Here is a 14,791-nt window from a genome sequence, read left to right as displayed (position 1 = left end):
AATTAAAGTGAATAAATTAAGCTTAGATAAAGCACAAATTTGGCAGCAGGTTTGTGCTTTATATCAAAATAACAGTGTGCAAAAAATCTGTCTTAACTGGCAAGAGCAGCATCAGGCTAATGTTAATTTAATTCTGATATTGTCTTGGCTGGAGTATAAAAGCTATCGCTTTTCAGAGCCACAACTAACTCAGCTACTGATAAAACTTAACGAGTTTAATCAACACACAACTGGATTAATTCGCCAAGCCAGATTCAACTGGCGAAATTATCAAACTGAGGCAGATTATCAAACCATAAAACAGGCTTTATTAACTGCCGAACTGATGTTTGAGCAACAAGAACAAGCGTTAATTATTGATACGCTTAATCAATATCTTGCCTCACCCACGCCAACCACAAAAACGTTAGCGCCCTTTAACTGGTATGCGCAAACCTTAAAACTTAATTTAACTGATAGCACTGAGTTTGAATCGATTATTGGCAAACAATTAAGTTTGCCATCACACCAACCTTCCCAATAACCGAAAGTAAGCTAAGCAAGTTTCGGCTAGTTTGGTTCTATGAGCGGGGCTGGGGAAAATACCTAACTCGGCTTGCTCTGATTTTTGTGTACCACAAACCAAATACGCATTTTTAATTGGCTGATCCTGAATAACAGATTCAAAAGCTCGGGCGGCTAATTCTTCTGGCATCGCAAAATAATATTGATTTAGTTTCTGATCGATTTTGCTGCTTATTTTTAAATATTCGCTGGGTTGCTTGCCGTCTTCTGCCAAAAAAATTGTTTGATAGAATTGAGTTAACTTTAAGTTTAATGGGTGCTCGATGTTTTCTTTGTTATAAATCCAGCTATTTGAAGCAAAACTAGAACTGGGTAGCTGAAATAATTTATCGTTAATATAATGGTCGAACGCGTGAAACCACTCGTGAGCTAATGCCCCACCCCCAGCATTTTTTGCCAAAGCTAACTCCCGTTTACGCATATCGTAATGCGCTTGCACATATTTTTGTCCACCTGTGCCAAATGCCAGCGATAAACTACCCCGTAAAGATAAAACCTGAGCGGGTACAGCCAAAATATTAGCTAAATCCATTAATGCATCATAAATAAGATTAGCGGCAATTTGTTGCTCTTGCCGGGTCACCCAGTGACCAATTTGAATAGAACGAAAACCAAATAGTTTACGAATTTCAGCAAAACCAACATCTTGGCTTTTACGATAATCTGGCCCGCTGCGATAATAGCCGCGTTTTAAACGGTCAATTTTAGGTGGTTTGTTGTATTGGCTCACAAAGACAAAAACTGGTAGAAAAATAATCGAGATAAATCAAAATAAGGCAGGCTGAATAAGTTATCCAGCCTAGAGCCTGTTTATCTTTGTTTATAATTTGAGCTGAGAGAAAAAATAATACAAAGATAAACAGGCTCTAGTAAAAAGCTTAATTAGCCTGACGCTGACGCACCATTTCAAACAAGGTTACGCCGGTTGCAACACTCACATTTAAGCTAGATACGCTACCAGCCATAGGGATAGAAATTAACTCATCACAGGTTTCTCGGGTTAAACGGCGCATGCCACTGCCTTCAGCGCCCATCACTAAAGCCATTGGGCCATTTAATTTTGCCTGATAAAGTGTTTGTGTTGCTTCGCCCGCTGTACCAACCACCCAAATACCCATTTGCTGAATATCACGTAGTGTTCTAGCTAAATTGGTTACCTGAATAAAAGGGACAACTTCTGCTGCGCCACAGGCAACTTTTTTAGCCACTGCGGTTAAACTACCTGATTTATCTTTAGGTACAATAACCGCGTCTACTCCGGCAGCATCAGCGGTGCGTAAACATGCGCCAATATTATGCGGATCGGTCACGCCGTCTAATACCAATAAAAATGCAGGTTTAGTTAACTTTTTCAGTAAAGCGTCTAAGTCGTTTTCGTTTAACGCTGGAGCCGGTTGCACTCTGGCAACTATACCTTGGTGCTGCTCGCCACCGGCTTTATCATCTAATGTTTTACGTTGAGTAAACTGAATAGATATGCCGTTTTGACGCGCTATATTTACAATTTTATTTAGCCTGTCATCGTTACGACCTTTTAAACAAAAAATCTCAATAAAACGATGTGGGGCGTTTTCAATTAATGATTCTGCCGCATGCAAACCAAAAATTAATTCTGACTTACTCAAATTTATCTCCGCTTACTTTTATTTGCTTTAACCGCTGCTTTTTTTCCGGCTTTTGCTTTACGCTTTTTGCTGGATGCTTTTGATTTTTTATTGTTAGCTGACGCGTTTTCTGATTTATCTTGCGCCATTAGCTGTTGGGTTTTACTACCCTTGGCTCTGCTTTTGGTATTTGGTTCTGCTGCCTGAGTTTTTGCTTTGCTTTTGCTGTATTTTTTGGCTGCACCACGGTGAGCTTTATCCGATTTTTGATTGGATTCTGAGTCAGTTAAAATAAAATCAATTTTTTTATCGTCTAAATTAACCGAAATGACTTTAATGTTCACCTCGTCACCCAGTTTATAAACTTTGCGTTTTTGCTCGCCAATTAGCCGATGTTTAATCGGATCATAAATATAAAAGTCACTTTGCAACGAGCTAACGTGCACTAAACCTTCAACAAATAAATCGTTAATTCTGACAAAAAAACCAAAGCTGGTAACAGCTGAGATAACACCGTCAAATTCATCTCCTAACCTGTCTTGCATAAACTCGCATTTTAGCCAGTTGGCCACATCTCGGGTTGCCGTTTCTGCGCGACGCTCGGTCATTGAGGTATGCTCGCCTAACTCGTCCATTTCTTTAGGATCGTAGGTATATTCGCCACTGTTGTTAGCAATTAAGTTTTGCTTTAACAAAATAGCTTTAATCGCACGGTGTAAAATTAAATCAGGATAGCGGCGAATTGGCGAAGTAAAATGCGCATAATTATTAAGTGCCAGTCCAAAATGGCCGACATTGTCTGGTGAATAAGCCGCCTGTTTCATTGAGCGCAACAGCATAGTCTGAATGAGTTCTTGATCCGGTCGGCCTTCTATTTTATCAACCAAATGCTTAAAATCTATCGGTTCTATTTCACCATCTAAGGTAAAAGTAATCCCAAGCTCAGCTAAAAAGCCAATAAATTGGGTTAGCTTTTCGCTATCTGGCGTATCATGTACCCGATAAAGCGCCTGTGCTTTATGTTTACTAATAAATTGTGCCGCCGCAACATTGGCTAAAATCATACATTCTTCAATGATTTTATGCGCGTCGTTACGCTGCACAATTTCAACTGACTCAATTTTACGCTGGGCGTTAAAAATAAACTTGGGTTCGAGTGTATCAAACTCAATTGCACCACGCGCCATTCTGGCTTGCTTTAAGCTCGCATACATATTGTTTAAATTTTCAAGATGCGGAATTAAATGCTGATAACGTTCGCGCAGTTTTTCATCACCTTTTAAAATAGCATGTACTTTGTTATAGGTGAGTCGCGCATGGGAGTTCATCACTGCCTGATAAAACTGATAACCAGATAAACGCCCGTTAGCGCTTACTGTCATTTCGCATACCATACACAAGCGATCAACCTGCGGATTAAGCGAACATAAACCATTGGACAGTTTTTCCGGCAGCATAGGTACAACTTGCTCAGGAAAATAAACCGATGTTCCGCGTAGCTGCGCTTGCTCGTCTAAAGCAGTGCCGGGGCGAACATAATAACTCACATCAGCAATCGCAACCCATAAACGCCAGCCACCAGATTTTTTAGTTTCACAATAAACTGCATCGTCAAAGTCGCGTGCATCTTCACCGTCAATTGTGACTAAAGGTAAATTGCGTAAATCAACCCGATTTAATTTCGCGTTTTCTGGCACTTCATCACTGATCCGGCTTAACTCTTTATCAACTTTATTTGGCCATTGATGCGGAATATCGTAGTTTCTAAGAGCGACTTCAATTTCCATTCCGGGCGCCATATGCTCACCTAAAACCTCAGTAATTTTGGCAGTTGCATTAACTCTTTTACTTGGCCGAGTTAATAGCTGAGCAACCACCATTTGGCCATTGCGAGCACCATTTTTGTGTTCACTCGGAATAATAATTTCTTGTGAAATTCGAGAATCATCTGGCATCACGTATGCAATGCCGTGCTCAATAAAACAGCGGCCAACAAAAGGTTCGGTTCGAGTTTGCAATACTCTGACTAACCGGCATTCTTTACGACCGCGTGAATCAGTGCCGGATTGCTTAACTAAAATTAAGTCACCATGTAATAAGCTATCCATTTGATGCACAGGAATAAATAAATCTTTTGTTCCTTTTGGCAATTGTAAAAAACCATAACCGTCTTTATGTCCGATCACTTTGCCGACATATAACCCCAACATTTCTGGCGTTGCATAATCATTATTTTTGTTGCGAACTACCCGTCCTTCCTGCTCCAGCGCAGTTAAACAAGCTTGTAATTCTTGCTCGGCATCTATTCCGTGAATATTGAGTTTGTCGCATAAAGATAAATAGCTAACCGCTTGCAGTTGAGTTTCGACATAACTCACCAGCTTTTCGGCTAATAAGGGATGAAATTTAAGACTGGTATTATGATTTGTGGATTTCATTAAATGGCTATAGTGACCTTATTTGTTGATACTAATAATTTTTAAACCAAGTATACGCTAATTCGCAAGCTGTGTGCAGAATATGCTCACTGTTTAATAAATATTTTATTTACTTCTGTTTTAGCAAAGAGATTTATGTATTATCAATGCTTTCAGATCAATTTTTCAGAATATATGAGTAGTTTAGTGCTAAAAATAAATGCAGGTACAATTTGGGTATTATTTTGTTTAACCAGTTTAACGTCTTGTGCCAGCACTTCAGAGCTTACCCCATCGAACTATCAGACTCAGTTAACTTATCCCGAACAAACTGATACGCTCTTTTTTGTTGAGCAAACTGATTCAGATAATCCTTTATATGGCACTCGTTTAACTTATCAGAGCACTTTTTATGAGCTGGATATATTTAATGTTTTTATTTATCCGGTGCGCCATTTACAGTGGCAACCAGCCTTACCAGTATTAATGGATGAAGCTCGAATGAACTATCAGGGGTTAGATGAATTTATTCAGCAAAATAACTATAAATCCCGCACGCTTGAAGATATTGACCAGCTTGACTGGCAAATAGCCGGAAAATCGGTACAGGGTTTACGTGGTGTTAGCCGTGTGCATTTACATGATGAGCTATACATGCACAATTATGCTTATTTTTTTATTAAAGAAGATAAAGTGGTAAGAATCACCACCAATATGAAATTTGCAGAGCAGCTACCGCCACCAGATGATTATATTCTAGGTTTATTGGCTCAGCTAACCGTTCCTAAAGAATCCGCTTATATGAGCCAGTTAAGGCAAAGTGTTGAATAACTTTCTTTTATCTCGCTGACTCTGCCAAAATTTGTTTTAATGCTGGCAGCGCAAATTGGCTTAGCTGTGCAAGTTCTGCTTGCTCTGCTAATACATCCTGTAAAATTTGCTCTGTGGTTAACGGGTTAGCTAAAACCACCCGAAATACAGTAATGGTTTGTTCTGGATATAAATTACTGGTTAAACGCGTTCGGCTCACAAACGATTTTCCGGCTTCACGCTGACACTTTTGAATAAAACGGGTTAAATCATCCAGCTTTTCATTAATTCGTTTTTGCTGATTAAGATCTGCTTTAGCTAACAAAGCTTTAACCGATTGCGGTACATAACGATAAGTTAAAATACACAATTCAGGTTTTGATACCAGTTCAAAGTCAGCTTGCTGACTAATTAATCCAGCAAAATATTCAGCCTGTTTAATACTACGGTTAATTAATAGCTCATACCCTTTTCGGCCTAATACTTTTAATGCCGAATAAACCAACATAGCCATGCCCGGCCGTGAGCCTTCTAGCGTATGCGAGCCTAAATCTTTAGAGCCTTTACGCAGCACATATTCAGCATGGTGTTCAATTTCGCTCGCCAGTTTAGGTTGCTTAAATAACACTATGCCAGCGCCCATAGGCACGTACATTTGTTTATGTGCATCAATGGTTACACTGTCGGCTCGCTCAATCCCTTTTAATAACGCTTTATGAGCCTTAGAAAATAACGTTGCACCGCCCCAAGCGGCATCCACATGAAAATGGCAACTTAATTGCTCGGCTAGATCAGCTAAATCATTTAGCGGATCAACATTACCGGTTTCGGTTGTGCCCGCCACACCCACAATTGCCATTACTTTAATGCCCTGCTCTTCAAGCTCAGCGGCTTTAGTACGCATTTCATCAACTAATACTTTATGGGTTGCATCCACTTCAACCGCAATTAAATCATCACGCCCAATGCCTAATACATCAGCTGCTTTACCAAGCGAATAGTGTCCGCGATTTGAAACTAAAATAGCCACACCTTGATAACCATAATGATTAAGCGCTCGGTACATACCTTCGCGGTTAACCCCTTTAAATTGGTTATTGGCTTTTAATAAATTATTACGAGCAACCCACAGTGCAGTGATGTTAGCCAGCGTGCCGCCAGAGCAAAATGCACCTAAAGAATCAGACTCTGAATGCATATAAGTTTGATAAAACTGCTCGTTTTGACCAAACACCAAATTATGCATTATGCCCAAAACCTGACGTTCCAACGGGGTGAATGCTTTGGACGTTTCTATTTTGACTAAATTTTGATTCAGCGCGATCATGATTTTAGACAATGGCAACATAAAATACGGTAATGCCGATGTCATGTGGCCAATAAAACTAGGCGCTGCGGTATGAACAGAATTAGCCACCAGCTTATCGAGTAAAAATTGGGTATGTTCAGATACAAAAGTCGGCTGCTCCGGCATATCGGCACAGCTAAAATCACGCTCTATTTCAGCTAATGATACAGCCCGCGCAACAATATGCTCGTTCAAAAAGCCAGCTAAGTTTTCTGAAATCTCTTTTTCGATTTGCCCTAAAGTAGAATCCGGCGCTTCAGCAACCGTAAAAATACGGTACAAAGATTCCATATCAGCCGTTGCGACTTTGGTAATTGACTTATTCACTCAATAAAATCGTTAATAAAATAAAAATATGATCCCTAAACTTTAAATAAGTTTAGGGCAATTGTCTCCTATTAGACGAGAATATTTATTTATTTGTTTAAAAATAAACCATTTTTTACAATTTAACTCACCTAAACGCTCAGATATTTCTAAACAACTTAGTCATAAACCTTTTAATTTATTTTTTAAATCTAAAAAGCATTCAGTATTCTGGAATAAAAAATCGCCACAAAAACACTGTACAAACAAACAGTTTAATATTAAGCTAATAAAAATACGTTATACCAAATGTACAGTGTTAACTAACAAGGGGAATTAATTATGGCAGTAAGAGCGCTATGGCAATGTGACCGGGACGGAAAAATGTTTACCAGTAAAAAAGACGCAGACGCACATGATCAAATGTTAGAACTGGCAGAAGCAATTGCTAATGCAGTGAATGAAAATGTAGTTGGATTAAATGAAACCCAGTTAGATGATATTGGCCGCTTAATTGCCCGTAACAAAGATTTATTCAGCAAAGCATTTAAAGGTAAACCGAATGAGTTAGAAAAGCTCGATTTTGCCGAAGAAGTAGAAACCAACGAGCTTGAGAATAATACTGAAAAAAAGCAGAAAGATAATATTACTCAGTTAACCAAAACCGCTTAAAAATAGGGTTTATAAATGCAAAATGCTGATGGTTATTTAAACCCATCAGCATTTTAAACTTGCAATAATTCACGTTATTTAAGCGGCAAAGCTAAGGTTAAAAATTAAGCTTAATTAAAAGCCACTTGCCATTTCAGTTGCGGTAAATTCAGGAATGTAAAGAGTCGACATAGCAGCTTGATAAGTATCAAAATAAAAAGTGGGAATAGGTGATAATTTTTTTACTACTTCCTGCACCACACCTTTTACCTGACCCGGTGGAATAACAATTACTCGTTTACATAAATTATTTTGTTTAGCCCAATAATAAAATGGCTCAACCAAATCAAAACATTCTGCGGTTGCCAACTGCCATTTTGAAAAGTCGATAAGCTCAACCCAATCTTGATCACAAATAGATGAAGCTTTTTGCTTTAATTCTTTATAAAGTTGCTGCGCAAGGTCAAAGTCAAACTCGCCCCAGGCTTTCACTTCGATCCGCTGCTGAATCACTTTAATTGTATAACCCGATACCGCTGACATTGTTTACTCCTTTACCAAAAGGTTGGCTTTTTAGTGTAGACCGGAAATTCAATATTATAAAAATCAATTCATAAAATTTGGATTAAATATGTCAGCTTTTTCATCCATACTACTTATTACTATTTGATTTTATTAAAAATACCATTCGTAAGAAACTTGAATAAAGTCTTCATTTTTAAACTGGCTGCTAATATCTTGCGGATCATCACCGTTAAATAACCACATATCTAAAATAAGCTTAGATGATTTACCAACTCGGGTATTAGCTTCAATAAACATGGCTCGGCTGTCAGTAAATTCCAGATCGTGACTTAATCCGATTAGAACCTCAGTCGAGTCAATATCATTTAATGCAATACGCGCCGCAACCGATAAATCATTTTGTGTCGCAACTTGGCTGGCATCTCTTTCATCATAAGCATATTCAACAACCCAACCTAAATCGGTTGATGAATCATTAATCCCAACCATAGTGTATTCAAAGCCGCCCACCAAAGCGTTAAAGTCATCAATTAAGTCACCGGTTCGGTTGATTGCTTCCATTTTCCAAAGCCAAGCTTCGCTCACATATTGCATCACGGCACCAAACTGAGTGATTTGTGGATAAAACGGTACAATCTCACCAGTTGGCACGCCATTAACCAGCTTAGGAATAAAATTAGGCTCTCGAGATGTCCCTTTAAATACATTTAAACTGACATCTAAAAAGTCATAACTGTTACGCCAGTTTGCAGCAAAGTCTATATGCCGCTCTTCTTTATCTGATTCGTAAACCGGGTTATCGGTATCAATTAAAAATGGCCCGCGTAGACGACCTTCCCGACCGGCATAAGTTCGCTCACGAAAATAAGGCAAAATAAATAAATCCAGATAACCCCAGTCTTTATACATAGAAAATTGAACCATTGGCTGACCCAGCTTTTCTTCACCATCAAATGCTTCAATTGCATCGGTTTGATTCACTATATCGACCAGATGCAATGTTTCGGTCACGCCCCAAAACACTTTATTAATACCAACTCTTAATTCCCAGTCATCTTGAACATGCAGCCAAAATAACTCCCGAATATCAAAATGAGTTCTTTCATCATCCGCAGAATCTAAACGAGCAAAGGGTTTAAAAGTAAGTGAGTCGTTGCCATCGTTCCACTGAAAATACACTTCTGGCTCGGCATAAAGTGAAAACTGTTGTTCAGTTTGCTCAGGGTCTTGAGTCTCTTGAGTAAAATACCTAGCTTGAGCACCAATAGAGCCTAGATACTCATATTCAACAGCTTGGCTAATTGGTAAGTAATTCAAACTTGCAAAAGCAAATAAGGTATTGACGATTTTTTTCATAATATCAGTCTGTTTAAAATCTATGTGAAAAGTTGTGTCTTAGTTAACGAGCACGACGTAAGCTATTTTGATTAAAATCTGTATCAGATAAACCAACTTTGAAATTAATTTCTTTAGCTATCATGTCTGTACTTTTACCTGTCTGATGGTTAGTCATTGTCATGGTATGCGCGCGCCAGTATTTATTTAAATACAGCTTATAGTCTGCAAAGGTTAATGTTTTAAGTAAAGCCTGTTTGCGATCATAAAACTCAATTTTTTGAACTCGGTACTCAGATTGATCAATCCAACTGATTTGTTTGCTGTAACCTGAATATTTATCTGTTGGGATTGACTCGATAACCCAACATAATTCTCCATTAACGGTTTCATCTCTTAGGTATTGATAAGTATATTTTTCAACCTCAAATGAAGCTAAATCTTCATACGCAAATTCACTGCCCATAAACGGGCCTGATTTATTGCGTGATGCAATACGCTTAACCCTTTTTAAAGCTGGCAGGTATAACCATTGATCATCCGGCTCATTAATATGTGAAAAGTTTAAAAATGCCGAGCCTTTAACGTCTCTTGGTTCATCAAAAATGGTTAACCCTTTATCGCCATCGCCTTGCACTTCAAGCGCCTGAATCCGCATTTCGCGAATACTTTGATCACCTTGAGCATTACGTAAAATCATTTGCGAAGTGGATTCTGAATCACCCCAACCTTTGTCTCTGGCTTTACGCTCTTTTGCTATTTCTAAGCCTTTATTGGTTGTTTCAGCATTCACTTGCCCGCTTGCTGCACTTAACGCTAACCCTGCGGCCAGTAATAAACTAAGCCAGCTTGTTGGTTTGTACTGTTTCAACATTTTCAATTTTCTCCTTTGAGTAATCTTTTTTATCAAACACCAGTAAAAACGCTGGCAAGAATAAGAAATCAACTAATAATGCAAAAAAGATAATAACTGCGGTTAATAATCCCATATCACCGTTTAATGCAAATGACGACTGTGCTAACACCATAAAACCAGTACATAGCACTAAAGTAGTAATCCAAAGAGCACGGCCAACGCTACTAAAAGCATAACGCACCGCCTGCTCTGCGTTATTGCCTTTTATTCTGGCGCGTCGATATTTACTTAAAAAATGCACAGTATCGTCAACTACAATACCAATACACATACTGGTTACTACTGATAAGGCTAAATTAATATTGCCCGAAAACCATGCCCAAAAACCAAAGCCCATGGCAACTGGCGCAAGGTTTGGCAATAAACTAATCATGCCGTATTTAAATGAGCGTAGTGCAAAAATTAATAATCCGGAGATTAAAATAAGCGCCAGCGTACTACCTAATAACATGCTTTTCATATTACGCTCACCAATATGAGCAAACATTAAAGATGGACTAGCAGCATTAACTTCAACAAAAGGAGCATTTTCAGTAAACCAGTTTTTGGCATCCTGCTCCATTTTAACTAATTCATTAGAACCCAAGTTATCCATATTGACTGTAATTCTAAGAGCTGATTTATCTATATTAATTTGATTATTTAAATCCAGACCGTATGGCAGTGACATTTCATACATTAATAAATATTGAGCAGCCAGATCTTGCTGTTCAGGTAATTTATAATAGCTTGGATCATCCCCATGCATATTTTTATTCAGGCGTTTAAAAGTATCACTTAAGCTTACGACATGATCTATTTGAGGGTTAGCCCTTAACCAGTCTGTAAACTGATTTACAGCTTGTAAAAATTTAGGGTTATTGATCCCACTTGGCTCTCCACTTGATAACTCAAAATCTATCATAGTGACCCCTTGAAGATTTTCATCGACAAAGTCAGATGCTTGGCGAAACTTTAAATCTTTGTCAAAATATTCTGTTGGCACATCATTAATATGGTTTAGGGGGACAATTGCAGCAGATGCTAAAATAATAAACGCTGTGACAGGCAGAAGAAGTTTGTGTTTTTTAATAACCCAATCACCGAACTTGTCCATTCTACCAAATTCACTTTCTGTTTTTTGAGGAATATGAATAGGTAAAATCTTCAACATTGCAGGTAGTAACGTAATGGCTAATATAAAAGCAAGCATGACACCAACTGCAACCAAATTACCTAAATCTCTTAAAGGTGGTACATCAGAAAAATTAAAAGTTAAAAAGCCGATTGCAGTTGTAGCGCTGGTGATAAATACCGGAGAAAAGTTAATTTCTAATGCTTGCTCTATTGCTTGAGTTTTATCCATACCCTGACGTAGGTTATAATTCATAGAAGCAATGATATGAACACAATCAGCAATTGCTAATGTCATCACTATAGTTGGCACATTGATGGTAGCTGTAGACAAATACATATTTAACCAACCAGAAATTCCCATAGTAGCAGCTATCGAAGTAACAATAATGATAAGGGTAGCAATGGTTGAAAATACTGATCTTAATAACAATGCCAACATAATTAGAACTGCTAAAAACATAGCAGGAATTAAAGTCATCATGTCGCCTTTAGACTCTTCAACAAAGCTATTATTCATCATGATAATACCGGACTGATAGAAATTAACATCTGGGTATTGTGTTTCATATTTTGCGACAATTTTTCTAACAAATTCAGCTATTTCAACCACTTCTTGAGTTTGATCTAGCTTATCAGGCAACTGTACCGTTATGTTAATCATAGTGACATGTCCTGAAGGGGATACCATACGATCAACTAATAATGGTTCGGTCAGCGCAACTTGTTTAGTTTTAGCAACCATTTCATCTGTAATGTCAACATCAGAAAATTCTGATACTAAATAATCAACTATCAAATCATCAGCTTCGGCTTCGGTATTTTGATAGTTTGTTAACGAGTCAACCCGTGTAGAATAGGGTGTTTGCCAAGCATCTTCTGTTATCTTAGCTACTAAACCTAAAATCTTAGCGTTAAAAACGTCCCCTGACTTGGGTTCCAAAATGACAGTCACATTATCGTTTTTACTAAAGGTTTTTTGCATTGACTCAAATGCTTGTAACTGCGGATTTTCAGGACTAAAAAAAACTTTGTAATCACCTCTAAAATACAAACTGCCTGCTCCAACAGCCATCAGCACAACCAATAACAGACTCAAAATAATTGTCAGTGTTGGCTTTTCGACTACCTTGTTAAAAAATATAGAGTTTTTCATTTATTGTCCTCAATACTGACATAATTAGAATTCAGCATAACTGTATAATCAGAAAAATACTCAGCTATTCGCAGCCAGCATTGCTGATAATCACATTCACTAGATAAAGGCTGCCACTGCATGCCATCTAGTAATAAATTGAAACTTTCAAGCAAAAAGGTTGGTTGATCTAACCGGATGATTGCTTGAGCCTGCTCATTTTGACGAGATAAAATGATTGAGCCAAATGACAAAGACCAACTAGAAAAAGAGTATAATGCAGCTAACTCTTCTGTATTATCGGTAACAGGTAAACTCCCATCTCTAAAACCTTGTTTAAAAACCTGATCAATTAAAGCTAATACTTGTTGTTCTTTTTGCTGTAATTTTTGCAAATGTTTATCTGAAGCTTTTTCGACTACGCTAGTGGTTTTACAAGATAAAACACACATGCTCAGCGCTGGCTCAAGTTGAACATAAAGCTGGTAAGCAAAATTAAGCGCTATTGCTTTTTCTCGAGTTTTGCCAGGAAACTGCAAACCTTTATTCATTAATTCCAGAACAAAATCAATTGAATAACATCCCAGCACACACAATAAATCTTCTTTACTGGCAAAGTGATTATAAATAGTGCCTTTAGAATAAGCTGAAGCCGCAACCAACTTATCCATAGTTAAATTAGAAAACCCAATTTGGTCCACTAATTGGTGGGCAAGTTGAATAAGTTCCTTTTCTCGCTCTGCTATTTTTTGCTGTTTATTAGTTTCAATATGACTTGAAAACTTAAATTCAGACTGTTGCTGCTTTTGTTTTAGATGATTCAGCCAAGAGCCCATTTTGACATTCCGTCACTTTTTGACTTTTCGTCATTTTAGTTCAAAAAAAGTACAAGGCAAGTTTTTTAAGTGAACCTTTGATGAAACATAATGATTAAAAGAATATAACGAGTTTAATTTTGAAACACTAAACAAGTAGTGTTTCAAAACTGGGGGTATCTATTTGATGATCTATCACAATTTCAAGTTTAGCCTGACCATTTAACTTACATGGTTCAAACCTAACATCGTCACCAACCGCATTAATTTTTAAAATGCCTTTATTGGTTTTCACTATCGCTTTAACTCGATTCGCATGCGTTGCAGTAATCCAGTCTAATAAATCGGTTAATTCAAACTCAATATGCGAGGCAATTAACCAGCCATAACTCCAGTAACCATCCGAAAAATGAGAACGCATTACCCAGTTTTCTCCGGCAGGTAGTTCCAATGCTTCAATCACGCTGGATTCATCTTGGTTTTGATGCTGTTTAGATTGTGTAATAGAGCTTGTACTCACTTTTGCAGGCTGATCTAACCATTCAAGCGACAACTGACCATAGCTAATTTGCCCTAATTCTCTGGCGTTTGGATATTGAGCACTCCAGTTAGTAAAGTTTTCTAGCTGTTTATTAGTAGCCTGCTCAACTTTATTGGCAACAATAATGTCGGCGATTTGAGCCTGGGCAATAAAGTTTTCGTTTTCTAAATATTTAGGATCATCCAGCGTTGCCGGATCTATCATAGTAATTGTCGCACGCACATCTAAATATTTAGTGAATATTTCATCCTGCAAAGTTTGCATGATTTTTTTAGGATGCCCCAAACCCGTTGGCTCAATTAAAATGCGATCCGGATTTTGTTTAATCAATTCATTTAAACCAACCCGCATGCCAACCCCTTGCACACAGCACATACAGCCACCCGGCACTTGTTTAATGCTCGCGCCGCTTTCCTGTAATAAAGCACCATCGACACCAATTTCACCAAATTCATTCACTAATACAGCCCAAGTTTCATTGGCTGGCTTATGTTTTAATAAATGAGAGATCGCCGTTGTTTTACCAACGCCTAAAAAACCGGTAATTAAATTTGTCGGTATTCGTTTTGTAATTTTCACTGTATTTATTCCCTTTAAAAGCTTTGACCTTTGCATATTATACCCGTGCTACCTCAAGATGCATGTTTCAGAGCTATCACAGCGCTTTCAATACAAAACAGATTGGTGAAGGAATGTAGGCACCTTTCAAAC

General features: G+C 37.9%; 13 protein-coding genes. 3 read left to right on the top strand and 10 right to left on the bottom strand.

The genetic code is table 11. The features are described 5' to 3' along the window. The first annotated feature begins 7 nt into the window (after window positions 1–7). Window positions 8–523, top strand: a complete 516-nt coding sequence (locus N7931_RS07225) for a TIGR02444 family protein (protein ID WP_262793003.1) — start codon at window positions 8–10, stop codon at window positions 521–523. Here N7931_RS07225 and N7931_RS07220 read toward each other — a convergent pair. The 3 genes from N7931_RS07220 to rnr all read right to left on the bottom strand — a co-directional run bounded on the left by N7931_RS07220 (window position 503) and on the right by rnr (window position 4,606). Beyond that, window positions 503–1,294: a CLCA_X family protein gene (locus N7931_RS07220; protein WP_262793002.1), complete on the bottom strand. Its 792-nt coding sequence runs from the start codon at window positions 1,292–1,294 to the stop codon at window positions 503–505. The genes N7931_RS07225 and N7931_RS07220 overlap by 21 nt on opposite strands. A gap of 148 nt (window positions 1,295–1,442) precedes the next feature. Further along, complete coding sequence (rlmB, locus tag N7931_RS07215; RefSeq protein WP_262793001.1) at window positions 1,443–2,189, bottom strand: 23S rRNA (guanosine(2251)-2'-O)-methyltransferase RlmB; 747 nt, start codon at window positions 2,187–2,189, stop codon at window positions 1,443–1,445. A 2-nt stretch (window positions 2,190–2,191) separates the two neighbouring features. Then, entirely contained in the window at window positions 2,192–4,606 is a 2,415-nt protein-coding gene (rnr, locus tag N7931_RS07210) for a ribonuclease R (protein WP_262793000.1), read from the bottom strand. A gap of 135 nt (window positions 4,607–4,741) precedes the next feature. Here rnr and N7931_RS07205 point away from each other — a divergent pair, with 135 nt between their 5' ends. Then, complete coding sequence (locus N7931_RS07205) at window positions 4,742–5,416, top strand: hypothetical protein (protein ID WP_262792999.1); 675 nt, start codon at window positions 4,742–4,744, stop codon at window positions 5,414–5,416. A gap of 7 nt (window positions 5,417–5,423) precedes the next feature. Here the strand turns inward: N7931_RS07205 and panP are convergent, their stop codons facing one another. Then, the gene (gene panP, locus N7931_RS07200) at window positions 5,424–7,070 is read right to left on the bottom strand and encodes a pyridoxal-dependent aspartate 1-decarboxylase PanP (protein ID WP_262792998.1); all 1,647 of its coding nucleotides are present in this window, start codon (window positions 7,068–7,070) and stop codon (window positions 5,424–5,426) included. Window positions 7,071–7,391: 321 nt separating this feature from the next. Here panP and N7931_RS07195 point away from each other — a divergent pair, with 321 nt between their 5' ends. Continuing rightward, complete coding sequence (locus tag N7931_RS07195) at window positions 7,392–7,721, top strand: YebG family protein (protein ID WP_262792997.1); 330 nt, start codon at window positions 7,392–7,394, stop codon at window positions 7,719–7,721. Between the two features lie 114 nt (window positions 7,722–7,835). On the opposite strand, the gene N7931_RS07190 is transcribed toward N7931_RS07195, so the two are convergent. From N7931_RS07190 to N7931_RS07165, 6 genes are all read right to left on the bottom strand, one after another. After that, window positions 7,836–8,243 (bottom strand): hypothetical protein, encoded by a 408-nt coding sequence (locus N7931_RS07190; RefSeq protein WP_262792995.1) that lies wholly within the window; start codon window positions 8,241–8,243, stop codon window positions 7,836–7,838. Between the two features lie 132 nt (window positions 8,244–8,375). Further along, window positions 8,376–9,581 (bottom strand): hypothetical protein, encoded by a 1,206-nt coding sequence (locus N7931_RS07185; RefSeq protein ID WP_262792994.1) that lies wholly within the window; start codon window positions 9,579–9,581, stop codon window positions 8,376–8,378. Window positions 9,582–9,624: 43 nt separating this feature from the next. Then, window positions 9,625–10,434 (bottom strand): outer membrane lipoprotein-sorting protein, encoded by an 810-nt coding sequence (locus tag N7931_RS07180; protein ID WP_262792993.1) that lies wholly within the window; start codon window positions 10,432–10,434, stop codon window positions 9,625–9,627. After that, the gene (locus N7931_RS07175; protein WP_262792991.1) at window positions 10,400–12,745 is read right to left on the bottom strand and encodes an efflux RND transporter permease subunit; all 2,346 of its coding nucleotides are present in this window, start codon (window positions 12,743–12,745) and stop codon (window positions 10,400–10,402) included. The genes N7931_RS07180 and N7931_RS07175 overlap by 35 nt, the downstream gene beginning before the upstream one ends. Further along, on the bottom strand, window positions 12,742–13,560 hold the full coding sequence (locus tag N7931_RS07170; RefSeq protein WP_262792990.1) for a TetR/AcrR family transcriptional regulator: 819 nt from the start codon (window positions 13,558–13,560) through the stop codon (window positions 12,742–12,744). The genes N7931_RS07175 and N7931_RS07170 overlap by 4 nt, the downstream gene beginning before the upstream one ends. Before the next feature lie 127 nt (window positions 13,561–13,687). Then, complete coding sequence (locus N7931_RS07165) at window positions 13,688–14,659, bottom strand: CobW family GTP-binding protein (protein WP_262792989.1); 972 nt, start codon at window positions 14,657–14,659, stop codon at window positions 13,688–13,690. Window positions 14,660–14,791: the final 132 nt, after the last annotated feature.

The sequence above is a fragment of the Catenovulum sp. 2E275 genome, assembly GCF_025515275.1.
Classification (GTDB): domain Bacteria; phylum Pseudomonadota; class Gammaproteobacteria; order Enterobacterales; family Alteromonadaceae; genus Catenovulum.
The sequence above is the reverse complement of the archived record's forward strand: the minus strand, read 5'-3'. Positions and strand labels throughout refer to the sequence as shown.